Origin of the sequence: Streptomyces sp. MP131-18 (assembly GCF_001984575.1) — a bacterium.
GTDB classification, from domain to species: Bacteria; Actinomycetota; Actinomycetes; order Streptomycetales; family Streptomycetaceae; genus Streptomyces; species Streptomyces johnsoniae.
This window is the reverse complement of record NZ_LZNS01000001.1, coordinates 1,568,754-1,593,551: the sequence shown is the minus strand read 5'-3', so window position 1 is coordinate 1,593,551 and position 24,798 is coordinate 1,568,754. Positions and strand designations below refer to the sequence as shown.

At 70.8% G+C, this 24,798-nt stretch carries 16 protein-coding genes and 3 pseudogenes; 11 read left to right on the top strand and 8 right to left on the bottom strand.

The genetic code is table 11. The features are described 5' to 3' along the window. Positions 1-45: 45 nt before the first annotated feature. The 4 genes and pseudogenes from STBA_RS06965 to STBA_RS06950 form a co-directional block, all read right to left on the bottom strand. The gene (locus tag STBA_RS06965; RefSeq protein WP_077058399.1) at positions 46-726 is read right to left on the bottom strand and encodes a Crp/Fnr family transcriptional regulator; all 681 of its coding nucleotides are present in this window, start codon (positions 724-726) and stop codon (positions 46-48) included. 74 nt (positions 727-800) lie between these two features. Further along, a pseudogene (locus STBA_RS06960) lies at positions 801-1,457 on the bottom strand (polynucleotide kinase-phosphatase); the annotation flags it as partial. Positions 1,458-1,465: 8 nt separating this feature from the next. Further along, positions 1,466-2,821, bottom strand: a pseudogene (locus STBA_RS06955) (3' terminal RNA ribose 2'-O-methyltransferase Hen1); the annotation flags it as partial. A gap of 40 nt (positions 2,822-2,861) precedes the next feature. Then, complete coding sequence (locus tag STBA_RS06950; RefSeq protein ID WP_077058398.1) at positions 2,862-3,617, bottom strand: Clp protease N-terminal domain-containing protein; 756 nt, start codon at positions 3,615-3,617, stop codon at positions 2,862-2,864. A gap of 156 nt (positions 3,618-3,773) precedes the next feature. Between STBA_RS06950 and STBA_RS06945 the strand changes: the two genes are divergently transcribed. Continuing rightward, the gene (locus tag STBA_RS06945; protein ID WP_077058397.1) at positions 3,774-5,042 is read left to right on the top strand and encodes an Nramp family divalent metal transporter; all 1,269 of its coding nucleotides are present in this window, start codon (positions 3,774-3,776) and stop codon (positions 5,040-5,042) included. Positions 5,043-5,139: 97 nt separating this feature from the next. Beyond that, a complete protein-coding gene (locus STBA_RS06940; RefSeq protein ID WP_077058396.1) occupies positions 5,140-5,985 on the top strand; it encodes a GNAT family N-acetyltransferase in 846 nt (281 codons plus the stop codon). On the opposite strand, the gene STBA_RS06935 is transcribed toward STBA_RS06940, so the two are convergent. Then, a complete protein-coding gene (locus STBA_RS06935) occupies positions 5,980-6,255 on the bottom strand; it encodes a hypothetical protein (RefSeq protein WP_077058395.1) in 276 nt (91 codons plus the stop codon). The two genes, STBA_RS06940 and STBA_RS06935, sit on opposite strands and share 6 nt — an antisense overlap. Positions 6,256-6,442: 187 nt before the next feature. Then, positions 6,443-7,972 carry a UDP-N-acetylglucosamine 1-carboxyvinyltransferase gene (locus STBA_RS06930; protein WP_077058394.1) on the bottom strand — a complete coding sequence of 510 codons (1,530 nt, stop codon included), beginning with the start codon at positions 7,970-7,972 and terminating at the stop codon, positions 6,443-6,445. Between the two features lie 593 nt (positions 7,973-8,565). Here STBA_RS06930 and acnA point away from each other — a divergent pair. The 9 genes and pseudogenes from acnA to dxs all read left to right on the top strand — a co-directional run bounded on the left by acnA (position 8,566) and on the right by dxs (position 21,999). Continuing rightward, positions 8,566-11,286 (top strand): aconitate hydratase AcnA, encoded by a 2,721-nt coding sequence (acnA, locus tag STBA_RS06925; RefSeq protein ID WP_077058393.1) that lies wholly within the window; start codon positions 8,566-8,568, stop codon positions 11,284-11,286. Between the two features lie 252 nt (positions 11,287-11,538). Then, the gene (ngcE, locus tag STBA_RS06920) at positions 11,539-12,957 is read left to right on the top strand and encodes an N-acetylglucosamine/diacetylchitobiose ABC transporter substrate-binding protein (protein WP_077058392.1); all 1,419 of its coding nucleotides are present in this window, start codon (positions 11,539-11,541) and stop codon (positions 12,955-12,957) included. Positions 12,958-12,973: 16 nt separating this feature from the next. Further along, on the top strand, positions 12,974-13,999 hold the full coding sequence (locus STBA_RS06915; RefSeq protein WP_079251771.1) for a sugar ABC transporter permease: 1,026 nt from the start codon (positions 12,974-12,976) through the stop codon (positions 13,997-13,999). Between the two features lie 25 nt (positions 14,000-14,024). Continuing rightward, positions 14,025-14,888, top strand: a complete 864-nt coding sequence (locus tag STBA_RS06910) for a carbohydrate ABC transporter permease (RefSeq protein ID WP_077058391.1) — start codon at positions 14,025-14,027, stop codon at positions 14,886-14,888. A 171-nt stretch (positions 14,889-15,059) separates the two neighbouring features. After that, positions 15,060-16,244: an ROK family transcriptional regulator gene (locus STBA_RS06905; RefSeq protein ID WP_077058390.1), complete on the top strand. Its 1,185-nt coding sequence runs from the start codon at positions 15,060-15,062 to the stop codon at positions 16,242-16,244. A gap of 244 nt (positions 16,245-16,488) precedes the next feature. Beyond that, positions 16,489-17,595, top strand: coding sequence for a substrate-binding domain-containing protein (locus STBA_RS06900; RefSeq protein ID WP_077058389.1), 1,107 nt, complete (start codon positions 16,489-16,491; stop codon positions 17,593-17,595). Positions 17,596-17,760: 165 nt separating this feature from the next. Beyond that, positions 17,761-18,540: pseudogene (locus tag STBA_RS06895) on the top strand (ATP-binding cassette domain-containing protein); the annotation flags it as partial. An 86-nt stretch (positions 18,541-18,626) separates the two neighbouring features. Beyond that, positions 18,627-19,928, top strand: a complete 1,302-nt coding sequence (locus STBA_RS06890) for an ABC transporter permease (RefSeq protein ID WP_077058388.1) — start codon at positions 18,627-18,629, stop codon at positions 19,926-19,928. A gap of 151 nt (positions 19,929-20,079) precedes the next feature. Further along, positions 20,080-21,999, top strand: coding sequence for a 1-deoxy-D-xylulose-5-phosphate synthase (dxs, locus tag STBA_RS06885; protein WP_077058387.1), 1,920 nt, complete (start codon positions 20,080-20,082; stop codon positions 21,997-21,999). 60 nt (positions 22,000-22,059) lie between these two features. Here dxs and STBA_RS06880 read toward each other — a convergent pair whose 3' ends face one another. Both STBA_RS06880 and STBA_RS06875 read right to left on the bottom strand, forming a co-directional pair. Further along, positions 22,060-22,470, bottom strand: coding sequence for a VOC family protein (locus STBA_RS06880; RefSeq protein ID WP_077058386.1), 411 nt, complete (start codon positions 22,468-22,470; stop codon positions 22,060-22,062). Positions 22,471-22,637: 167 nt separating this feature from the next. After that, positions 22,638-24,776, bottom strand: a complete 2,139-nt coding sequence (locus STBA_RS06875) for a 3-hydroxyacyl-CoA dehydrogenase NAD-binding domain-containing protein (protein WP_077058385.1) — start codon at positions 24,774-24,776, stop codon at positions 22,638-22,640. Positions 24,777-24,798: the final 22 nt, after the last annotated feature.

The window sequence follows — 24,798 nt, the reverse complement described above, 5'->3', positions numbered from 1 at the left end:
CGTCGCGCGCGCCCCCGCTTGGTTCGTGCGCCCCCCCGCGCGCGGTCAGTCGCGGCCCGCGGCCAGCAGGCGCAGCACGCCGATGTCCTTCACCACCAGCCGCCGGGTGCCCGTCTCCACGAGCCCCTGACCGCGCAGCAGCCGCAGCGCCTTGGCGACCGCCTCCCTGGTCGCGCCGACCGCGGCGGCCAAGTCGTGCTGGGGGAGCGGCAGGTCGACGACGACCCCCTCGGGCGCCTGCCGCCCCGCCCGTTCGACCAACTCGACCAGGCGTGCCGCCAGCCGTTGCAGCACCGGCTCCGAGGCCAGCGAACGCCGTTCCACGTCCGCGCTGCGCAGCCGCGCCGACAGCTGGCGCATGATCAGCTGCGTCGCGGCCGGGCGGGCGGAGAGGAACCGACGGAACCGCTCGCCCGGCAACACCACGCACTCCACCGGGCCGAGCGCGGTGACCGTGGCGCTGCGCGGATGCTGGTCCACGGCCGCCAGGTCGCCGACCACCTCGCCCGCGCCGCGCAGCGCGAGGATCAGCCGGGTCCCGCGTTCGGTGCCGACCGAGACGACGGACCAGCCGCTGAGGATCGCCAGCACGAAGGTGGTGGTGTCACGCTCGCGCACCATGACATCGCCCGGCGCGTAGCTCCGGGGTGCGCCCGCGGCGAGGAGCGCGCGGCGGTCCTCGCGCGCCAGCGCGTCCAGGAAGGGGTCTTGCCCGAAAAGACTCATGCTCGCCCCCCGCGGCACGCTGTCAGAACCGCCGCACACCCGTCAATACACGCCGGGACCCCGGCCGTTCGCGGCTACAGGCGCGGGTCCACCGGCTCGGACTCCAGCGCCAGTACGGCGAACACTGCCTCGTGCACGCGCCACACCGGCTCGCCGGCCGCGACCCGGTCCAGCGCCTCAAGACCCAGCGCGTACTCGCGCAGGGCCAGCGACCGCTTGTGGCCCAGGCTCCGCTGCCGCAGGCGCCCAAGGTTCTCCGGGCGCGTGTACTCGGGGCCGTAGACGATCCGCAGGTACTCCCGGCCGCGGCACTTGATGCCCGGCTGGACCAGCCGCCCGTCCGCGCCCCGCACGTACGCCGCGCGCGGCTTGACGACCATGCCCTCGCCGCCGTCCGCGGTCAGGCCGAGCCACCAGCGCACGCCCTCGGCCACCGACGCCTCGTCCCCGGTGTCCACCGCCAGCCGCCGGGTCGTGGACAACAGCGGGTCACGCTCCACCACGCGGTCGATCAGCGCCAGCTGCTCGTCGTGCGGCAGCGCGGCGAGCGAACGCCCCTCCGAGGCCAGGAGCTGGAACGGCGCGATGCGCACGCCGTCGAGCCCCTCGCCCGTGGGCCGGCAGTACGTGCGGTACGCCGCCGTGAAGGCCTCGGCGTCCGCGGCGCGTTCCCGCTGCCGCGCGGCGAGGGACGCCACGTCGACACCGCGCTCCGCCGCCGCGCCGAGCGCGCCTCGGTGGCCCAGGCGGCGAACTGGGCCCGGGTCCACTCGAACGGTGGTCGGTGTGCCGGAACTGCCCGGCGGGCAGCGTCTCCCAGCGGCTGTTGTACTCGGCGTTCGGCGTGGTGACGATCACCGTCCCGGGCCGGGCCGCGCCGAACACGGCGTGGGCGAGCGCGGGCAGCCGCGGCGGGTCCACGTGCTCGATCACCTCGCACAGCACGGCCGCGTCGTAGCCCTCCAGGCGTGCGTCGGTGTACACCAGCGAGCCCTGGATCAGCCGGAGCCGCGCGCGCTGCCGCTCCGGCATGCGGTCCACGCCGAGCCGCCGGTGGGCCGCGGCCAGGGCGCGCGCCGAGACGTCCATGCCGACGACCTCCGTCAGCCGTTTCTCCGCCAGCAGCGCGCCCAGCAACTGCCCGCCGCCGCAGCCGAGATCGAGCACGCGGCTCGCGCCGCTCGCCCGCAGCGCGTCGAGGACCGCGGTGCGCCGCTGGACGGCGAGCGGCACCGGGGCCCCGGCGCCCTCCCCGGCCGCCGGGTCCTCGTCCGCGGTGCCGTCCTGGCCGTCGGCGACGGCGTTGTCCAGCTCCTCGACGGCGCCGTCGTCCAGCTCGGCGAGCCGCGCCAGTTCGAGCCGCGTCAGCGCCTGCCTGGTCAGGGCGGTGCGGTGGGCCAGGTAGCGGTCGACGATCAGCCTGTGCTCCGGGTGCCCGGCCAGCCAGCCAGCCGTCCCCGGCCCGCAGCAGCTTGTCCACCTCTTCCGCCGTGATCCAGTAGTGCTTGGCCGCGTCGAGCACCGGCAGCAGCACGTACAGCTGGCGCAGCGCGGCCGACAGCGTGGCCGTGCCGGTCAGCGTCAGCCGCAGATACCGGGAGTCGCCCCATTCGGGGAACGTCTCGTCCAGCGCGACCGGCACCGCCGTCACCGCCCAGCCCAGCGGCTCGAACAGCCGCCGCACCACGTCCGCACCGCCGCGCGCGGGGAGCGCGGGCACCTCGACGCGCAGCGGCAGCGCCCGCCCCGGCAGCTCGGGGCGGGCCGCGCAGTCGCCGCGCAGCGCGGTGCGGAACACCTGGCCGAGCGCGACCGCGAGCAGTGAGGAGGCCGCGTAGGGGCGGTCGTTCACGTACTGGGCGAGCGTGGCGTCGGGCGCGGCCCCGCGCCCGCGCCCGCGCACGAGTGCGACCGGGTCGACATCGAGCAGCAGGGCCACGGTGCAGCGCCGTTCGTCCGCCGCCGGGTAGAAGACGTGGGCCGTGCCTGCTGACGTGCTGAACTCCTGGGCCTTTTCCGGGTGTTTGTGCAGCAGGAAGCCCAGGTCTGTGGCGGGGCGGCCGGCGTCGCCGGCCGCGGATATCGTCAGGAACACCCGGGGAAGTATGCCGCGAACGGGTCGGCGGCCGGCGGAATCATCGCGTGGCGCCCGGCTCGGGGCCGACCTGCCGCTCCAGCCGCTCCAGGCGTTCGACCAGCGGTGCCAGCTCCCGTTTGACCACCTCCGCGAGGGCACCGGCCCCCGCCGCGGCCGCTCCGGGGGCGGCCGCGGCGGTCTGGGCGCGCAGGTGCACGTAGCCGGCGAGGGCGGCGTTGACCGCGCGGCGGGCCAGCCGGTACTCGGCGCCGAGGGCGCGCAGCGTGCGGCCCGCGGTGCCCTCCGGCTCGCTGATCATGCCGAGCAACAGGTGCTCGCAGCCGATGTAATTGTGGCCGAGGCCGGTCGCCTCGGTGGTGGTCATCTCCAGGGCGTTGGCCGCGGCGGTGCTGAACGCGGGCCCGCCAGGCTCGCGGCCGCTCTCGCCGCCGCGGCGGGCCAGCTCCTGACGCACCGTCGCCGGGGCGACCTCCAGCACGTCCAGGACGCGCAGCGCGAGGTTTCCCTCCTCGGCCAGGACGCCGTCGAGCAGGTGGCGCGTGGTGATCACCGCGCCGTTCTCTGCCGCGGCCAGCCGTTGGGCGTGCTTGATCGCGCTCCTGGCGCGCGGGGTGAAGCTGACCAGCGCCGTGGGGTCTTCGGGGTCGAACGTGTCCGCGGTGCTCTCGCGGATCGCGGTGATGCGGCGCACGGCCTGCTCCAGGGCGCGCTGGCAGACGGCTGAGACGGGGATGCCGGTGTCCTTGACGGCCTCCGCCAGCTCGTCCGGCAGATAGACGTTGATCTTGGGCATGGAAGTACCGCCTCTCTGGTGGGGTTATGGGATAACCCCAAGATAACCCCTTCAGGTTCGCGGCGGAAGGGCACCGGCGTGCACCGGCGTGCACCGGCGTGCACCGGCTCATCCGTTATTGGCGTGTGCTAATCAAACGGTGCGCGCCGGGGCAGGATGTCCGGCGTGGCGAAGACGACGCATGAGCAGACCGAACCGCCCAGGAGCCGCTGGCGGTTGATAGGCCCGGGCCTCGTGGTCGCGGCGACCGGAGTGGGCGCGGGCGATCTGGTCGCGACGGCCGTGGCCGGCGAACGGTACGGCTACACGCTCGTGTGGGCCGCGGTGCTCGGCTGCCTGATCAAGATCTCCCTCGCGGAGGCCACCGGCCGGTGGCACCTGGCCACCGGCCAAACGATCTTCGAGGGCTGGCGCGGCCTCGGCCGCTGGACCGCGGTGTACTTCGGCATCTACATCGTGGTCTGGGGCTTCGTCTACGGCGCCACCGCGATGTCGGCCAGCGCGCTGCCGCTGGTGGCCCTCTTCCCCGACGGCCCCTCGCTGCGCACCTGGGGCATCATCGCCGGGCTGCTCGGGCTCGTGTGCGTCTGGTTCAACCGGTACACCGTCGTCGAGAAGCTGATGATGGCCTTCGTCGGCGTGATGTTCGTGGTCGTCGTCGGCATCGCCATCCGGATCGGCCCCGACTCCGGCGCCCTCGCCGCGGGCCTGGTGCCGACCCTGCCGGACGGGTCGGTGCTGTACACGCTCGGCCTCATGGGCGGCGTCGGCGGCACGATCACGCTGGCCGCCTACGGCTACTGGGTGACGGCCAAGGGCTGGCGGGGCCCGTCGTGGATGCCGATGATGCGCCTGGACAACCGCGTCGCGTACGCCACCACCGGCCTGTTCGTCGTCGCCATGCTGGTGATCGGCGCGGAGCTGCTGAACGCCGCCGACCTCGCCCTGAGCCAGGGGGACCGCGGCCTGCTCGACATCGGCGACGTGCTGGAGGAACGCTTCGGCACGGTCACCGCAAAGCTGTTCCTGATCGGTTTCTTCTCCGCCTCTTTCAGCTCGGTGATCGGCGTCTGGCACGGCGTCAGCCTGCTGTTCACCGACTTCCTCGGCCACGTCAAGCCCACCCTCGCCGTGCCCGAGGAGGACAGGGAGCGCTCCCGGCCGTTCCGTGCCTACCTGCTGTGGCTGACGTTCCCCCCGATGGGCTTGCTGTGGCTCGACCAGCCGATCGGACTGATCCTCACCTACGGCGTGCTCGGCGCGTTCTTCATGCCGTTCCTCGCGCTGACCCTGCTGTGGCTGCTGAACACCGACCGCGTGCCGCGCCAGTGGCGCAACGGGCCACTCAGCAACGTGATGCTGCTTGCCTCTGGCGTGCTCTTCCTGGTGCTGTGCGTGCAGCAGGTCAGGGACCTGCCCTGGTAGCGCTCAGTGCTCAGCGCCCGTCCGGTCGGCGCGCGGCCCGGACGCCCGCGCGCAAAAGATGTGGTGCGCCGGGCGTGCGGGCGTCCACGATGGGGCGATGAGCTGGCGCACCACGCATGACGCCGGGGCCTTCGTAGCGGCGGCCGGCGACTTCCTCGTCTCCCGGCCCGTCGAGCACACGGTCCTCCTCACGCTCACCGACGCGCTGCGGCGCCCGGCCGGCCGGGCCGCCGGCGCGCCGCCGCCCTGGCTCGGCTGGTGGCAGGAGGCGGACGGCCGGGTTCTGGCCGCGCTGGTGCACGCGCCGCCCGGCGGCCTGCAGGTCAGCGGACTCCCCGCGTCCGCCGTGGCGCCGCTGGCCGGACTGCTGGCCGGAGCGGTGGGGGAGCACGCCCCCACCGCGATCGAACTGCCGGCGGAGTCCGCCGCGGCGTTCACCCGGGCGTGGGGCCCGGGGACCGCCGTCGCCTACGGGTCCCGGCTGTACCGGCTGGGCACGCCCGCGGCGCCCGAGCCCGCCCCGCACGGCCGGGCCAGGAGCGCCACGGCGGCGGACCGCGCCCTGCTGACGGCCTGGGCCACGGCCTTCTGCGCGGAGGTCGGCATGCCGACGGCCACGGCGGCCGGGGTCGTCGAGGACCGCCTGCGCCACGACGGCATCGTGCTCTGGGAGCACCAGGACGGCGCTCCGGCCGCGATGGCGACCCTGACCCGGCGCATCGAGGGCACCGTGCGCGTCGCCTTCGTCTACACCCCGCCGGAACACCGCCGGTGCGGCTATGCCGCGGCTGTCACCGCGGCGGCGGGCAGCCGTGCCCTGGCGGCAGGGGCGGAGGAGATCGTGCTGTTCACCGATGTGGCGAATGCGACGACCAACGCGCTCTACCAGCGCCTCGGCTACCGGCCCGTCAGCGACCGGGTGGCGCTGCGCCTGCCGTCATGAGACGAAGGGCGCGGCGGCCAGGTACGGCAGGCTCCCGGCCAGCAGCCCGGCGAAGACGACGGTGGCCGCCCGCGCCTTGGTGCCCTCCCTGCCGCGGGTGAGCAGGCCCGTGGCGACCAGGCCGAAGGCGCCGAGCAGCAGTTCGTAGAGCACGAACACCGGGGAAGCGAGCACCGCGAGCACGAACGTGGCGCCGAAGAGGACGAGCGTCCGCCCGGTCGCCTTGTTGTCGAGCCTCTTGTCCAGCCTGTTGTCCAGTGCCTGGTCCATGACGGAACTCCTCACCGCAGCCGGGTGTTCACCGGTCCTGTGAGCACGATCCCCCGGAACGCCCCGGGTCATGCGGCCCGGCGGAATTGGCCGGTCCGGTGAGGAAAACGCGACCGAATCGTGACTCCCCCCAGTATGCCCCCGCGGACCCTCCGCCCCGCGGGGGGCCCGTGGGACGGGCGGCGCATCAGATGTCCCGGAACGTCTCGATCTGCGCACCCACCGAGTTCAGCCGCTCGGCCAGATCCTCGTAGCCGCGGTTGATGACGTAGACGTTCCGCAGGACGGAGGTCCCCTCGGCGGCCATCATCGCCAGCAGGACGACCACCGCGGGCCGCAGCGCGGGCGGGCACATCATCTCGGCCGCCCGCCACCGCGTCGGGCCCTCCACCAGCACCCGGTGCGGGTCGAGCAGCTGGAGCCGGCCGCCCAGACGGTTGAGGTCGGTGAGGTAGATGGCGCGGTTGTCGTAGACCCAGTCGTGGATCAGCGTCGAGCCGTGCGCCGAGGCCGCGATGGCCGCGAAGAACGGCGCATTGTCGATGTTGAGGCCGGGGAACGGCATCGGGTGGATCTTGTCGATCGGCGCTTCGAGCTTGGAGGGCCGCACCGTCAGGTCGGCCAGCCGGGTGCGTCCGTTGTCCGCCGCGTACTCGGGGCCGAGATCGTGGTCCAGGCCCATACCCTCCAGAACGGCCAGCTCGATCTCCAGGAACTCCAGCGGCACCCGGCGGATCGTCAGCTGCGACTCGGTGACCACCGCGGCGGCGATCAGGCTCATCGCCTCGACCGGGTCCTCCGAGGGCGAGTAGTCCACGTCCCGGTCGATCTCCGGCACGCCGTGCACGGCGAGCGTGGTCGTGCCGACCCCGTCGATCCGCACCCCGAGCTGCTCAAGGAAGAAGCACAGGTCCTGGACCATGTAGTTGGACGACGCGTTCCTGATGACGGTGACCCCGTCGTGGCGGGCGGCGGCGAGCAGCGCGTTCTCCGTGACGGTGTCCCCGCGCTCGGTCAGCACGATGGCCCGCTCCGGCCCGATCTGCCGGTTGACCGTGGCGTGGTACATGCCCTCGGTCGCGGTGACGTCGAGTCCGAAGCGCCGCAGCGCCATCATGTGCGGCTCGACCGTGCGCGTGCCCAGGTCGCAGCCGCCCGCGTAGGGGATCTTGAAGTGGTCCATGCGGTGCAGCAGCGGACCGAGGAACATGATGATGCTCCGGGTGCGGCGCGCCGCCTCGTGGTCGATCGCGTCGAGATCCAGCTCGGCCGGGGGGATGATCTCCAGGTCGGCGCCCTCGTTGATCCAGCGGCTGCGGACGCCGATCGAGCCGAGGACTTCGAGGATGCGGAAGACCTCCTCGATCCTGGCGACCCGGCGCAGCACGGTGCGGCCCGAGTTGAGCAGGGTGGCGCAGAGCAGCGCGACGCAGGCGTTCTTACTCGTCTTGACGTCGATGCTGCCGTGCAGCCGCCGTCCGCCGACCACCCGCAGATGCATCGGGCCGGCGTAGCCGAGCGAGACGATCTCGCTGTCCAGGGCTTCGCCGATGCGCGCGATCATCTCAAGGCTGATGTTCTGATTGCCTCGCTCGATGCGATTGACCGCGCTCTGGCTGGTCCCGAGTGCTTCCGCGAGCTGTACCTGCGTCCAGCCGCGATGTTGGCGTGCGTCCCGAATGAGCTGACCGATCCGGGCGAGGTAGTCATCGATCATGCTATCGAGCTTATCTCACATATGAGATGAGGCGTGTCGGTGGGGGCCGTTCGGGTGATGACGCGCCGGAGCGTCGGCGTGTCGCCGTCCCGCGGACGGCCGTGCGGCCCACTCGGACGAGCGACGGCCGGGAGCGTCCCCCTTCCGGGCCGCGGCGGCGTGTCGGGCCTGAACACCGGGGCCGAGCGGAACGGTCCCGGCCGCCGGCGGCGGCGCGGACCCCCGTACGGCGGTCCGCCCGGTTGCGCGATCCGGCCGCACCCCGGCCGGCGCAGGCTTTACCCGCCCTCCCCGCTTTGCGGCGCCGGATCGTCCTGACTCGCCGTGTGCGGCGACGCGCCCGAGGTCGGCGCCGCCGGCGCGAGGCCCGCCCCGAGCACGGCCGCCGGGGCGGCGACGCGGGCGGTCTTGCGCATGAGCCGCGGGCGCGCATGCGTTAGGGTTATCTCGACATCGAGATATCTGGTGACAGGACGACGCTGCCACCGCATCGCCCCCGGCGGCCAGCTTAGGGTCACCTCAGCGAGACCCGGCGCGGAGCGGGCGGCAGGATGCGTAGTACGCGCGAATTTCATGTGTTGAAGGAGACAGTCGTGTCGGCGAACAGCTTCGACGCCCGCAGCACACTGCGGGTGGGCGACGAGTCGTACGAGATCTTCCGGCTGGACAAGGTGGAGGGGTCGGCCCGCCTGCCGTACAGCCTGAAGGTCCTGCTGGAGAATCTGCTCCGTACCGAGGACGGGGCGAACATCACCTCCGCTCACATCCGGGCGCTCGCAGGCTGGGACGCGAACGCCCAGCCGAGCCAGGAGATCCAGTTCACGCCGGCCCGCGTGATCATGCAGGACTTCACCGGCGTGCCCTGCGTGGTGGACCTCGCCACCATGCGCGAGGCCGTCCGCGAGCTGGGCGGCGACGCCTCGCGGATCAATCCGCTCGCCCCCGCCGAGCTGGTCATCGACCACTCGGTCATCGCCGACAAGTTCGGAACGGCCAACGCGTTCCAGCAGAACGTGGAGCTGGAGTACGGCCGCAACCGCGAGCGTTACCAGTTCCTGCGCTGGGGACAGACCGCATTCGACGAGTTCAAGGTCGTCCCGCCGGGCACCGGCATCGTCCACCAGGTCAACATCGAGCACCTGGCCCGCACCGTCATGGTGCGCGGCGGCCAGGCGTACCCGGACACGCTGGTCGGCACCGACTCGCACACCACCATGGTCAACGGGCTCGGCGTGCTCGGCTGGGGCGTCGGTGGCATCGAGGCCGAGGCGGCCATGCTCGGCCAGCCGGTCTCCATGCTCATCCCGCGGGTCGTCGGCTTCAAGCTGACCGGCGAGCTGCCCACCGGGACCACGGCCACCGACCTGGTGCTGACCATCACCGAGATGCTGCGCAAGCACGGCGTCGTCGGCAAGTTCGTCGAGTTCTACGGCGAGGGCGTGTCCGCGGTTCCGCTGGCCAACCGCGCGACGATCGGCAACATGTCGCCCGAGTTCGGCTCGACGGCCGCGATCTTCCCCATCGACGCCGAGACCGTCAACTACCTCAGGCTCACCGGCCGCGACGAGCAGCAGCTCGCCCTCGTCGAGGCGTACACCAAGGAGCAGGGCCTGTGGCACGACCCGGCGGCCGAGCCGGACTTCTCCGAGTACCTGGAGCTCGACCTCGCCTCCGTCGTGCCGTCCATCGCGGGCCCCAAGCGTCCGCAGGACCGCATCGCCCTCACCGAGGCCAAGCGCAAGTTCGCCGATGACGTGCGCGCCTACGTGCCGGACGTCGACGGCGACGAGGCGGGCAAGGAGTCCTTCCCAGCCTCCGACTCCCCGGCGGTCAGCAACGGCATGCCCAGCCACCCCGTCACCGTGACCGGGGCCGACGGCACCACCTTCGAGCTGGATCACGGCGCCGTGACGGTGGCCGCGATCACCTCCTGCACCAACACGTCCAACCCCTCCGTCATGGTGGGCGCCGCCCTGCTGGCCAAGAAGGCGGTGGAGCGCGGCCTGAGCCGCAAACCGTGGGTCAAGACCACGCTGGCGCCCGGCTCCAAGGTCGTCATGGACTACTACGACCGGGCGGGCCTCACCCCCTACCTGGACAAGCTCGGGTTCAACCTGGTCGGCTACGGCTGCACCACCTGCATCGGCAACTCGGGCCCGCTGCCCGAGGAGGTCTCGCAGGCGGTCAACGACAACGACCTGGCGGTCGTCTCCGTGCTCTCGGGCAATCGCAATTTCGAGGGCCGCATCAACCCGGACGTCAAGATGAACTACCTGGCGTCCCCGCCGCTGGTGGTGGCCTACGCCATCGCCGGCTCGATGAAGGTGGACATCACCTCCGAGCCGCTGGGCGCCGACCAGGACGGCAGGCCGGTCTACCTGCGCGACATCTGGCCCACCGAGCAGGAGATCGAGGAGGTCGTCGCCTCGGCCATCGGCCAGGAGATGTTCGGGCAGAGCTACTCGGACGTCTTCGCGGGCGATGCCCAGTGGAACGCGCTGTCGATTCCCACCGGGGACACCTTCGAGTGGGACCCGGAGTCCACCTACGTCCGCAAGCCCCCCTACTTCGAGGGCATGACGACGAAGCCGGCCCCCGTCACCGACATCACCGGCGCACGGGCGCTGGCCAAGCTCGGCGACTCGGTGACCACCGACCACATCTCGCCCGCCGGCGCGATCAAGGCGGACACCCCCGCCGGGAAGTACCTGACCGAGCACGGCGTTGAGCGCCGCGACTTCAACTCCTACGGTTCCCGCCGCGGCAACCACGAGGTGATGATCCGGGGCACGTTCGCCAACATCCGGCTGCGCAACCAGATCGCGCCCGGCACCGAGGGCGGCTACACCCGCGACTTCACCCAGGAGGACGCGCCGGTTTCGTTCATCTACGACGCCGCGCAGAACTACGAGGCCGCCGGCACCCCGCTGATTGTCCTGGCGGGCAAGGAGTACGGTTCCGGCTCCTCGCGCGACTGGGCCGCCAAGGGCACCGCGCTGCTCGGCGTGCGGGCCGTGATCGCCGAGTCCTACGAGCGCATCCACCGCTCCAACCTGATCGGCATGGGCGTCCTGCCGCTCCAGTTCCCCGAGGGACGGACGGCCGCCGCGCTCGGGCTCACCGGTGAGGAGACCTACTCCATCACGGGCGTCACCGCGCTGAACGAGGGCGGAATTCCCGCGACCGTCAAGGTGACCACCGACACCGGCGTCGAGTTCGACGCGCCGGTCAGGATCGACACCCCGGGCGAGGCCGACTACTACCGCAACGGCGGCATCATGCAGTACGTGCTGCGTTCGCTGATCGGCGCCTGACCGACACCTTTCCCGGCGTCCGTCCGACGCCGGGACACCGGCGACGCGGAGTCATCGCCGCACGCCACCGGGGCCGCCCTCCCGTTCCTTGAGGAGGGCGGCCTCGCTGTGTGTCGCGGAGATCTCAACTCGGAAAAGCCTGTGGGCGATCCAGTCCGCGATCTTTCGCGGCCGCGCCAAGTGGACTATACCTGTCGGGGATTCCGGCGGCGACCTACCGCCCGCGTCCCTTGTGAAGGCGAGGACTTGAACATGACTTCCAGTCCGTACCTCAACCGCCGCACGCTGATCAGGAGGTCCGCAGCGGCGGGGCTGTTCACCATCCCGGCCGTCGGTGCCCTGTCCTCCTGTGCCAGTGGCGGCGACGACGGCGACAGCGTCGAGCGTCAGGAGGCCACCGACTCCAATCCGTTCGGCGTCAGCCCGGACGCCGAGCTCGAAGTCGTCATCTTCGACGGCGGTTTCGGCGACCAGTACGCCCTCGACGCCGAGGAGATCTACCAGGGCAGCTACGGCTCCGTCGACCACACCAAGACCACCGAGATCCGGACCAGGCTCCAGCCCCGCATGGTGCAGGGCGACCCGCCGGACGTCATCAACAACAGCGGTGCGGACGCCATGGACATCGCCGCGCTGCTCCGCAACGATCAGGTGCACGACCTCACCGAGCTGCTGGACGCGCCGTCCCTCGACGACCCCTCGGTCACGGTCCGGGACACGCTGATGCCGGGCGTCGTCGAGATGGGCCAGTTCGGCAGCGACCCCGTCTACCAGTTCAACTACGCCTACACCGTCTACGGCCAGTGGTACTCGCGTACCGCGCTGGAACGGCTGGAGGTGGAGTATCCGCGCACGTGGGACGAGATGATCGCCGTATGCGAGAAGGCCAAGCAGGAGGGCATCGCCGGCTGGACCTATCCCGGCGTTTATCCCTACTACTTCAACTTCACGCTCTACCCGTTCATCGGGAAGATCGGCGGCGCCGATGTCCTGCGTGCCATTGACAACCTGGAGCCCAACGCCTGGCGCCACGATGCGGTCCGCGCCGCGTTCGAGGCGTACTACGAGCTGGCGGCGCGCGGTTACATCCTCCAGGGCAGCCCGGGGCTGACCCACGAGGAGTCGCAGGACGAGTGGAACCAGGGCCGGGCCCTGTTCATCCCCAACGGCTCCTGGGTGGAGAACGAGTCCGCGCAGAACACCCCGGAGGACTTCGAGATGGCGGTGGGGCCGCCCACCAGCCTGGACTCCTCCGACGCCATGCCCTTCGAGACGATCTGGGCGTCGGGCAGCGAGCCGTTCTTCGTCCCCGCCGATGCGGCCAATGTCCCGGGCGGTCTTGAATTCCTGCGCATCATGCTCGGCGCCGAGTCCACGCGGAACTTCACCGAGCTGGTCTCCTCCCTGACGTGCGTGCGCGGCGCCGCCGACGGGCTCACCCTGCCGCCCGGCCTCACCAGTGCCAGCGAGACCCTGGCCGCCGCGGGCGACAATCTGCTGATCCCCCGGATGCCCGACTGGTACCGCCAGCTCAACAACGAGGAGATCGGCGGCGCCATCGCGGCCATGATGGCCGGCGAGATCGAGCCCGACGAGGCGATCACCCGCTGCCAGCGGGCCGCCGACGCCACGGCTCAGGACGACTCGATCACGAAGTTCCAGCACATCTGACCGGGGGAGGGGCGGTATGGAAGTCCGCAAAGAACGGGAGGCCGCGAGCCTGCCTCCCACCACCAGATTGCACCTAGCGGCGGCGTTCTTCCTGCCGCCCCGGCTCACTCCCCAGCGCGTGCGGTACGACCGGCGTTACCGGACGCTGGACAAGTACCGGTTCATCACCTGGTTCCTTTCGCTGCCGCTGCTGGTCTATCTGCTCTTCGTGGTGTCGCCATTTCTCCAGGCGTTCTACTACTCGATGACGGACTGGTCGGGTTTCAGCAGCAATTACACGTTCACCGGTTTCGAGAACTACGAACGCCTCTGGAACGACGACAAGTTCTGGGACGCCATGGGCAACAGCCTGGTGCTGCTCGTCCTGGCGCCCGTCATCACGCTTTCCCTCGGCCTGTTCTTCGCCTACATGGTGAACGCGGGCGGCAGGCAGCGGAGCAACGAGACGGTCTCCGGGGTCTTCGGCTCCCGCTTCTACAAGATCGTCTACTTCTTCCCGCAGGTGCTGTCCCTGGCGATCATCGCGGTGATCTTCGCCCGCATCTACAGCCCGCGCAGCGGCATCCTCAACGAGGGGCTCGGCGCGGTCGGCCTCGACTCCTGGCGCCAGGAGGACTGGCTCGGCGGCGACCTGGCGCTGTGGTGCGTGCTGGCCGTGCTGTGCTGGTCCTTCGTCGGCTTCTACGTGGTGCTGTTCTCGGCCGCGATGAGCTCGATCCCCCGGGAGATCTACGAGGCGTCGCTGCTCGACGGTGCCGGGCGGACCGTGACGTTCTTCCGCATCACGTTCCCGCTGACCTGGGAGACGATCCGCACCGGCTGGATCTACATGGGCATCCAGGCCCTGGACGCCTTTGCGCTGGTGAACGTCATGGTGCCGGAGCACGGAATGGACGTCGTGCCGACCTATCTCTTCGAGAAGGCGTTCCGCGACGGCCAGGCCGGCTACGCCACCGCCATCGGCGTGGCCCTATTCCTCGTCACCCTCGTCTTCTCGGTGCTGATGATGCTCGTGGGCCGCCGGGATCGGATCGAGTACTGAACGCCTCACCTGGGGAGATCTTCGCATGAGCGAGCAGCAGCACAGAGAAGCCGGCGAGCGTACCGGCGGTGTGCTCAACGTCTTCGCCCACTCCTTCCTCGTGGTGTGGGTCATCCTGGCCGCCGGGCCGCTGATCTGGGTCGTGATCTCCAGTCTCCGCCCGCACGCGGACCTGGTCTCGGACCCGTTCGGCCTGCCCACGGGCCTGGAGTGGGACAACTTCACCAACGCGTGGACCAACGCGGACATCGGCCGCTACACCATGAACTCGCTGATCATCCTGGCGGGATCGCTGACCGGCACGATGCTCCTGGGCTCCATGGCGGCCTACGTCCTGGCGCGGTTCACCTTCCGCGGCAACCGCCTCATCCACCTGCTGTTCGTGGGCGGAATGATGTTTCCGGTGTTCCTCGCGCTGGTGCCGCTCTTCTTCATTCTGAACAACTTCGGTCTGCTGAACACCCGGCAGGGCCTCATCATCGTCTACATCGCCTACTCGCTGCCGTTCACCATCTTCTTCCTGGTCTCCTTCTTCCGCACCCTGCCCACCGGCGTGCAGGAGGCGGCCACCCTGGACGGCGCGTCGCACACCAGGACGTTCTTCCAGATCATGATGCCGATGGCCCAGCCCGGACTCATCAGCATCGGGATCTTCAACTTCCTCGGCCAGTGGAACCAGTTCGTCCTGCCCAGGGTGCTGAACATCGGCGACCCGGACGATGCGGTGCTGCCGCAGGGACTGGCCGCGCTGATGGTGCAGCAGGGCTACGAGGGCGACTGGGGTGCGCTGTACGCGGGCGTGACGATGGCGATGCTGCCGGTCCTGGTCGTCTACATCACCTTCCAGCGGCAGGTGCAGACGGGGCTGACGGCGGGCGCGGTGCGGTAGCAAGGCCATTCCCGGACACCTCGACACCTCGGAAGGGCAAGCGGTTTCCCTGCTGTTCTCCCACGCCAGCCCTTGAGTTCATATAGTGGGCCCGGCGCCGTCTCCTACCGCTGTCGGAGCGGCCGGCGGGCCCACCGTGGCGCCCGCCCGAGACGGGAAGTGGAGTGAGCCGTGGAGACTCCGGGGTCGCAGTCCTCGCTGCACCGGGCCAACCTGGAGAGGGTGGTCCGCGCCGTGCGGGCGGCCGGTTCACTGACCCAGGCGGACATCGCCAGGACCACGGGACTGTCCGCGGCGACGGTGTCCAATATTGTTCGGGAATTGAAGGAGCTTGGCACCGTCGAGGTGCGCACCACCTCGGCCGGCGGCCGGCGGGCGCGGAGCGTGTCGCTCTCCAGCGACGCGGGCATCGTCGTCGGCGTCGACTTCGGGCACTCCCATCTGCGCGTGGCCGTGGGCAATCTGGCCCACCAGGTGCTGGCCGAGGAGGCCGAGCCGTTCGACGTGGACTCCTCCGCCGACCAGGGCTTCGGCCGGGCCGAGAAGCTGGTCGCCCGGCTGCTCGGGGTGGCCGGCGTCGACCGCGCGAAGATCATCGGCATCGGCCTGGGCGTTCCGGGACCGATCGACGTGGAGACCGGGGCGCTCGGCTCCACCGCGATCCTGCCGGGCTGGCGCGGCACCAATCCGCGCGAGGAGCTGGCCGCGCGCACGGGCGTCAGGGTCCATGTGGACAATGACGCCAATCTCGGCGCGCTGGGCGAGTTCGTCTGGGGCAGCGGGCGCGGCTCGGGCGACCTGGCGTACATCAAGGTGGCCAGCGGTGTCGGCGCCGGCCTGGTCATCAACGGGCAGATCTACCGCGGCCCCGGAGGAACGGCGGGGGAGATCGGCCACATCACGCTGGACGAGTCGGGCCCGGTCTGCCGGTGCGGCAACCGCGGCTGCCTGGAGACGTTCACCGCGGCCCGGCACGTGCTCCCGCTGCTGCACGCGAGCCACGGCCAGGACCTGACGATGCACCGGGTCGTGCAGCTGGCCCGCGAGGGCGATCCCGGCTGCCGCCGGGTGGTCGCCGACATCGGCCGCCACATCGGGACCGGCGTCGCGCAGCTGTGCAATCTGCTCAACCCCAGCCGCATCGTCCTCGGCGGGGATCTCGCCGAGGCGGGCGAGATCGCTCTCGGGCCGATCCGCGACTCGGTCGGCCGTTACGCCATACCGAGCGCGGCCCGCCAGCTGTCCCTGGTGCCGGGGGCGCTCGGCGGCCGGGCGGAGGTGCTCGGCGCGCTGGCGCTGGTGCTGCGCGAGATGGGCGACGGCATGTTGCTCGGGCCGGTCGGTGCCACGGCCTGACCGGCCTCGTTGAAGAGTTAAGAAGTAAATCCAACGAAAAACAAAGAAAAGCGTCGCTTCCGAACATGTGGGGCGATGCTTTCTACCCTTGTAATTGTTTGCCGAAACCTTCGTTTCAGTCGTGAAGGAAGGTATCGGTTTGGTTGAACCCGGGTTTATGTATTGACGGCAAGAAGCAGGCGGAGTTAGCTCTCAGCCGACCCATGGCCGCGGTATGCGGCCCAACCGGGAGGCGGAGCCAACTATGCGTCAACATCTGAGAGTTCTCGCCGCGGGAGCCGCGTCCATCGCCCTGACGGTTGCCCTGGCCGCCTGTGGCGAGGCAGGCGGCGGCGACGACGACGAGGGGAACGAGGGCAACGGCGGTGAGTCCGGCGGCACCATCGGCCTGCTGCTGCCCGAGGACGCCACCACGCGTTATGAGTCCTTCGACCGTCCCTATATCGAGGGCAAAATCGCCGAGCTGTGTGCGGAGTGCGAAGTCCAATACAGCAACGCCAGTGAGGACACCAACCTCCAGAAGCAGCAGTTCGACGCGTTGCTCACCCAGGGTGTCGACGTGATCATCCTCGACCCCGTGGACGCCTCGGCCACCGCGAGCTGGGTGGAGGACGCGGCCGCCGAGGGCGTCCCCGTCGTGGCCTACGACCGGCTCGCCGAGGGCCCGATCAGCGCCTACGTCTCCTACGACAACGAGCGCGTCGGCCGGCTCCAGGGCGAGTCCCTGCTCGCCGCCCTGGGCGACGAGGCCGAGGGCGCCAACGTCGTCATGATCAACGGCTCGCCCACGGACCCGAACGCCCCGATGTTCAAGCGCGGCGCCCACTCCGTTCTGGACGGCACCGTCGAGGTCGTCTTCGAGCAGGACATCCCGGGCTGGGAGGCCGCCACGGCCAACGAGGAGATGACCGCGGCCATCGAGTCCCTGGGCGAGGAGAACATCGACGGGGTCTACGTCGCCAACGACGGCATGGCCGCCGGCGTCATCACCGCGCTGAACTCGGCCGGCATCACGGACGTCCCCGTGGGCGGCCAGGACGCGGAGCTCGCCGGCCTTCAGCGCATCGTCGCCGGTGAGCAGACGTTCACCATCTACAAGGCCCTGCGGATCGAGGCCGAGACCACCGCGGAGATCGCCGTCCGGCTCCTCAACGACGAGGACTTCTCCGAACTGACCCCGGACAGCGTCGACAGCCCGACCGAGCAGGGCGTCCCCAGTGCGCTGCTCGAACCGGTCGCCGTCACCGTCGACGACATCACGGACACCGTCATCGCCGACGACTTCTACACGGTCGAGGACATCTGCACCGACGACTTCGCCCAGGCATGCGAGGAGGCCGGACTCGGTTGAGCCGGCCGGCCCGGCCACCGGGCCGCCGCACCGCACCACCACTCCCGAAGGCCGTCCCCCGTCACCCGGACGGCCCGGGCCCTGCGCCCGCCGTGCCGCCGCCGGCCGCCATCACCGGCCGGCGGCAGGCCGGGCGCAAGGACACCCTCATGCAAGGAGGTTCAGTTGACCGCCGCACCCGTCCTGGCCCTGCGCGGCGTCTCCAAGCGGTTCGGCGCCGTCCAGGCGCTCACCGACGTCGACCTGGAGATCCGCCCCGGCGAAGTCACCGCCCTGGTGGGTGACAACGGAGCCGGGAAATCCACCCTCGTGAAGACGATCGCCGGGGTCCACCCCATCGATTCGGGCACCATCACGTGGAAGGGCGACCCCGTCCGCATCACCCGCCCCCACGACGCCCAGGAACTGGGCATCGCGACCGTCTACCAGGACCTCGCGCTGTGCGACAACCTCGACGTCGTCGCCAACCTCTTCCTCGGCCGGGAAATACGCAGCCGCCACATCCTCGACCAGGTCGCGATGGAACAGCGCGCGAAGGAACTGCTGGACACCCTGTCCATCCGCATCCCCAGCGTGCGCATTCCCGTCGCGTCCCTCTCCGGCGGCCAGCGGCAGGTCGTCGCCATCGCCCGCGCCCTGGTCGGCTCCCCCGAGGTGGTCATCCTCGACGAGCCCACCGCGGCCCTCGGCGTCGAGCAGACGGCGCAGGTCCTCGATCTCGTCGAACGGCTGCGCGACCGCGGCCTCGCCGTCATCCTCATCAGCCACAACATGGCCGAGGTCCAGGCCGTCGCCGACGACATCATCGTGCTGCGGCTCGGCCGGAACAACGGCGTCTTCTCCGCCGCCACCACCACGGGCGAGCAGATCATCTCCGCGATCACCGGCGCGGCCGACAACGCCGTGGTGCGCAGGCAGCGCAGGACCACCCCGGAGCAAGAGCGGGAGCAGGAACGGGCGTCGGAAGACAGCACTGACGGCGCCGACGGCGCCGACGGCGCCACCGGCACGGAAGAAACGCAGGAGGCACCGTGAGCGACGTCCCTCGCGAGAAGCAGGCGTCCCCCGGGCCGGCCACGGCACAGGACTCACCCGCCACCGCGCCGGGCGCGGACCCCGCCCCCGACCCGCGGCTGCTGGTACGCGAACGGGGTCTGGCCGGCTACCTGGAGGACTTCCGCCGCCGGATACGGGGCGGCGAACTCGGCTCCATCCCCGTCGTGGTCGGCGTCATCCTCATCGCCATCATCTTCGAGGCCGAGACCGGCAGCTTCCTCACCCCGCGCAACCTGACCAACATCGCCATCTACATCGCGGGCCCCGGCATCATGGCCGTGGGCATCGTCCTGGTCCTCCTGCTGGGCGAGATCGACCTGTCCATCGGCTCCATGGCCGGACTCTCCGCGGCGATCTGGGCGGTGCTCTCGGTCACGCACGGCGTGAACGACCTGCTCGCCATCCTGCTCGCGCTCGGTGCCGGTGCCGTCGTCGGCACCATCCACGGCTTCTTCTTCGCCAGAATCGGCGTCCCCGCCTTCGTCGTCACCCTGGCCGGCTTCCTCGGCTGGAGCGGCCTGCAGATCTGGGTGATGGGCGACGAGGGCACCATCAACACGCCGCGCGACAGCCTGGTCCGCGACTTCCGCGACTTCTACTTCAGCGATATCGCCGCCGCGTACTCGCTGGCCACCGTCATCACCGCCGGCTACCTCCTCGCACTGTGGCGCCACGAGCGCCGCCGCCAGGCCGCGGGGCTGCCCACCCGGCCGACGAGCGAGATCCTGCTGCGCGGCGGCCTGGTGGCGGCCGCGGCGTTCATCACCGCCTACACCCTCAACCAGCACCGCGGCCTCCCGCTCGCGCTGGTCATCTTCCTCGCGGTGCTGCTGCTCGCCGACTTCATGGTCCGCCGCACCACCTACGGGCGGCAGATCTTTGCCGTCGGCGGCAACGCGGAGGCGGCGCGCCGCGCCGGCATCAACGTGGAACGCGTCCGGATGACCGTCTTCACCATCGCGGGTACCCTCGCGGCGTTCGGCGGTCTGTTCTTCGCCGCCCAGTCCGGCGGCGCCGCCAAGAACCTGGGCTCCGGCAATCTGCTGATGAACGTCATCGCCGCCGCGGTCATCGGCGGCACGAGCCTCTTCGGCGGACGCGGCTGGGTCTGGTCGGCCCTGCTCGGCACGCTGGTCATCCAGTCCATCACCACCGGGCTGAACCTCATGGGCATGTCGAGCGAGATCCAGTACATGATCACGGGTGCCGTCCTGCTGATCGCGGTCGTTCTCGACTCGGTCTCCCGGCGCACACAACGAACAGCCGGGCGAACATGACCGGTCACTGATCAGCCCGGGCTGCGCCATGCGGCCCGGGCTGTGGCGCGTTGGTGACGTATCTCGCATCCTGAGACCATGGGGGTCCAGGAGGGAACACTAAACTCGTCGGACGGCCATCCGTCGAAGCCCCCGACCGCAAGGAGGAACGGTGCCGCTGCTGACCCGTATCTCGGGACCGCGCGATCTCGACCGGCTCACCTTCGAGCAACTGACCCGGCTCGCCGGGGAGATCCGCTCCTTCCTCATCGACGCGGTCGCCAGAACCGGTGGCCACCTCGGCCCCAACCTGGGCGTCGTCGAGCTGACCATCGCGCTCCACCGCGTGTTCGACTCACCCGCGGACCGGATTCTGTGGGACACCGGACACCAGAGCTACGTGCACAAGCTGATCACCGGCAGGCGTGACTTCTCCGCGCTTCGGGCGAAAGGCGGCTTGTCCGGGTACCCCTCGCGGGCCGAATCCGAGCACGACGTGATCGAAAACAGTCACGCCTCGACCGTTCTGGGCTGGGCCGACGGGCTCGCCAAGGCCAACCAGCTCAAGGACAACGGCAGGCACGTGGTCGCCGTCACGGGCGACGGCGCGCTCACCGGCGGCATGGCCTGGGAGGCGCTGAACAACATCGCCGCCGCCAAGGACCGGCCGCTCGTCATCGTCGTCAACGACAACGAACGCTCCTACTCGCCCACCATCGGCGGTCTGGCCAACCACCTCGCCACCCTGCGCACCACCGACGGCTACGAGCGCTTCCTCGCCCGCGGCAAGCAGATGCTCAACCGCACCCCCGTCGTCGGGCGCCCCCTCTACGGGACCCTGCACGGCGCCAAGAAGGGGTTGAAGGATGTCATCGCCCCCCAGGGGATGTTCGAGGACCTGGGCCTGAAGTACGTCGGCCCGATCGACGGGCACGACCTCCAAGCCCTGGAGTCCGCCCTCCAGCGCGCCAAGCGCTTCGGCGGCCCCGTCATCGTGCACTGCCTCACCGAGAAGGGCCGCGGCTACCAGCCCGCCCGCGAGGACGAGGCCGACCAGTTCCACTCGGTCGGCGTCATCCACCCGGACACCGGCCTGCCCGTGGCCGCCTCGGGCGCCGACTGGACCTCCGTCTTCGGCGAGGAGATCCTCAAGCTCGGCCACGAGCGCGAGGACATCGTGGCCATCACCGCCGCCATGCTCCGCCCCGTCGGCCTGCACGCCTTCGCCGAGGCGTTCCCCGACCGGGTCTTCGACGTCGGCATCGCCGAGCAGCACGGCGCGGTCTCCGCCGCGGGGCTCGCCACCGGCGGGCTGCACCCCGTCTTCGCCGTCTACGCGACGTTCCTCAACCGCGCCTTCGACCAGCTGCTGATGGACGTAGCGCTGCACCGCTGCGGCGTCACGTTCGTCCTGGACCGGGCCGGGATCACCGGGCCCGACGGGGCCTCGCACCACGGCATGTGGGACATGTCCATCCTCCAGTGCGTGCCCGGGCTGCGCCTCGCCGCTCCCCGTGACGCCGACCAGCTGCGCGCCCAGCTCCGCGAGGCCGTCGAGGTGAAGGACGCGCCCACCGTCGTGCGCTACTCCCGCGGCAAGGTCGCCGCCCCCGTGCCCGCCGTGGGCACCGTCGGCGGCATGGACGTCCTGCGCCACCCCGGCAGCGACCGGCCCGACGTGCTCCTGGTGTCCATCGGCGCGCTGGCCCCCGTCTGCCTGGAGGCGGCCGAGCTGCTCGGCCGCCAGGGGATCACCTCCACCGTCGTCGACCCGCGCTGGGTCAAGCCGGTCGACCCGGAGCTGCCCGCCCTGGCCGAACGCCACCGGGTCGTCGTCACGGTGGAGGACAACAGCCGCGCGGGCGGCGTCGGCTCGGCCGTGGCGCAGGCCCTGCGCGACGCCGGCGTCGACATCCCCCTGCGCGACTTCGGCATCCCGGCCCGCTTCCTCGAACACGGCAGCCGCGAACAGGTGCTCGCCGAAATCGGCCTCACAGGACCTGACATCGCCCGCCAGATCACCGGCCTGGTGTCCCGCCTCGACAGCCGGTACGAGGACACCGAAGAGGCCTCGCGCCTCACCACCGACTGACCAGGACCGCCCGGCACGGCCGGACGGCCCCGCGCCACCCCCGCGGGCCCCCGGCCGTGCTCAGCTCTGCTCCTGCACCGCGGACATGTCCATCCAGGTGACCTCCCAGTGGTGGCCGTCCGGGTCCTCGAAGGCGCGCCCGTACATGAACCCGTGGTCCTGCGTCTCGCCGGTCGGCTGCCCGCCCGAGGCCAGCGCCCGGTCCACCAGCTCGTCCACCTGCTCGCGGCTGTCGGCACTCAGCGCGAGCATCACCTCCGACGTCTCGTGGGCGTCGGCGATCTTCTTCTTCGTGAACGTCCCGTAGAACGACTCGACCAGCAGCATCACGATGATGTTGTCGCTGATCACCAGGGAGGCGGCGTTCTCGTCCGAGAACTGCGGGTCGAAGGAGTAGCCCAGCTTGGTGAAGAAGTCCCGGGAGCGGGGCAGGTCCTGCACGGGCAGGTTGATGAAGATCTTGGTCGACACGGTGGCCTCTTCTCTCTCGTGGCCGGCCCTCGTGGGCCGTCACACAATAAGACCCGCGCCCTTTCCCTGACTCATCGCTCCACGCCGGGAAATCCGCAGAAGTTTGTCCACGACGAACGGCGGCACCCGGCCAGGGCCGGATGCCGCCGTTCCCGCGAAGTCCCGCGTCACTCGGGAACGCTCGCCACGCCCGCGGGCAGCAGCCGCCGCCCCAGGACGCGCCGCGAGACTCCGGAGCTGTCCAGGTAGGGGGTGATGCCGCCCAGGTGGAACGGCCAGCCGGCACCGGTCAGCAGGCACAGGTCGATGTCCTGCGCCTCCGCGACCACGCCCTCCTCCAGCATCAGGCCGATCTCCTCGGCGATCGCGTCCAGCGCCCGCGCGCGGACCTGCTCCTCGCTCTGCACCGCGTCGCCGACCTCGAACAGCGCCGCCACCTCGGGGTCAAGCTCGGGCTTGCCCGCGTCGTGCACGTACAGCGTGCGCTTGCCCGCCTCGACGACGCGGCCGAGATTGGCCGAGACGCGGAAACGCTCGGGGAACGCGGCGCTGAGCGTGCCCGCCACGTGGTGCGCCACCGCGGGCCCCACCAGGTCGAGCAGCACGATCGGCGACATCGGCAGGCCGAGCGGCGCCAGCGCCCGGTCGGCCACCTCCACGGGCGTGCCCTCGTCAATGGCGCCGAGGACCTCCCCCATGAAGCGGGTCAGGATGCGGTTGACGACGAACGCCGGCGCGTCCTTCACCAGCACCGCCGACTTCTTCAGCTTCTTGGCCACCGCGAACGCCGTTGCCAGCGACGCGTCGTCGGTGCGCTCGGCCCGCACGACCTCCAGCAGCGGCAGTACGGCCACCGGGTTGAAGAAGTGGAATCCGACCACCCGCTCCGGGTGGGCCAGTTCCGCGGCCATTCCGGTGACCGACAGCGACGAGGTGTTGGTCGCCAGGATCGCGTGCTCAGGCACCACGGCCTCCAGCTCCGCGAACACCTGCCGCTTGAGGGCCGGCTCCTCGAAGACCGCCTCGATGACGAAGTCCGCGTCCGCGAACGCCTCCGCCTTGTCCAGCGAGCCGGTGACCGCGGCCTTCAGCCGGTTGGCCTTGTCCTGGTTGACGCGGCCCTTCAGCAGCAGGAAGTCGACCTGCTCGTGGACCCAGGCCACGCCCTTGTCGATCCGCTCCTGGTCGATGTCGGTGAGTACCACCGGCACCTCAAGGCGGCGCGCGAACAGCAGCGCGAGCTGCGAGGCCATCAGGCCCGCGCCGACGATCCCGACCTTCGTCACCGGCCGGGCCAGCGACTTGTCCGGCGCGCCCACCGGGCGCTTGGCACGGCGCTGCACCAGATCGAACGCGTACAGACCGGCCCGCAGTTCGTCGCCCATGATGAGGTCGGCGAGCGCCACGTCCTCCGCCGCGAACCCGGCCCGCAGGTCCCCGTTGCGCACCTGCTCGATGATGTCGAGCGCACGGTAGGCGGCCGGCGCGGCCCCGTGTACCTTGCCGTCGGCGATCTCCCGGCCGCGCGCCACGGCCCGGTCCCATGCCTCGCCGCGGTCCGGGTCCTGGCGGGCCACCTCGATCTCGCCGCGCAGCACGGCCGAGGTCCACAGCAGGGACTGCTCCAGGAAGTCCGCCGCCTCGAACAGGGCATCGGCGATGCCCAGCTCGTACACCTTCTGACCGTTCAGCATGCGGTTCTGGTTCAGGGCGTTCTCGATGATGACCGTGACCGCCCGGTCGGCGCCGATCAGGTTCGGCAGGAGAGTGCAGCCGCCCCACCCGGGCACCAGGCCGAGGAACACCTCGGGCAGCGCGAACGCCGTCACCGCCGCCGACACCGTCCGGTACGTGCAGTGCAGCCCCGCCTCGACACCGCCGCCGAGCGCGGCACCGTTGTAGTAGGCGAACGTCGGCACCGGCAGCGCCGCGAGGCGGCGGAACACGTCGTGCCCGCCGACCCCGATCGTCAGGGCCTCCTCGTGCCGCCGCAGTACCTTCACGCCCTTGAGGTCGGCGCCCACGGCGAAGACGAACGGCTTCCCCGTCAGCCCGACCCCGACGATCTCACCCGCCGCGGCCTCCGCCTCGACCTGGTCGATCGCCGCGTCGACATTGGCCAGCGAACGCGGCCCGAACGTGGTCGGTTTGGTGTGGTCGAACCCGTTGTCCAGGGTGATGAGGGCGAACCGCCCCCCGCCGAGCGGCAGGTCCAGATGGCGCACCCTGGCCTCGGTGACCACCTCGTCGGGGAACGCCTCGGCGGCGCCCCTCAACACCTCTGCGGTCGCCTGCGCGTCGCTCACTGCATCTCCTTGACGTCCATGG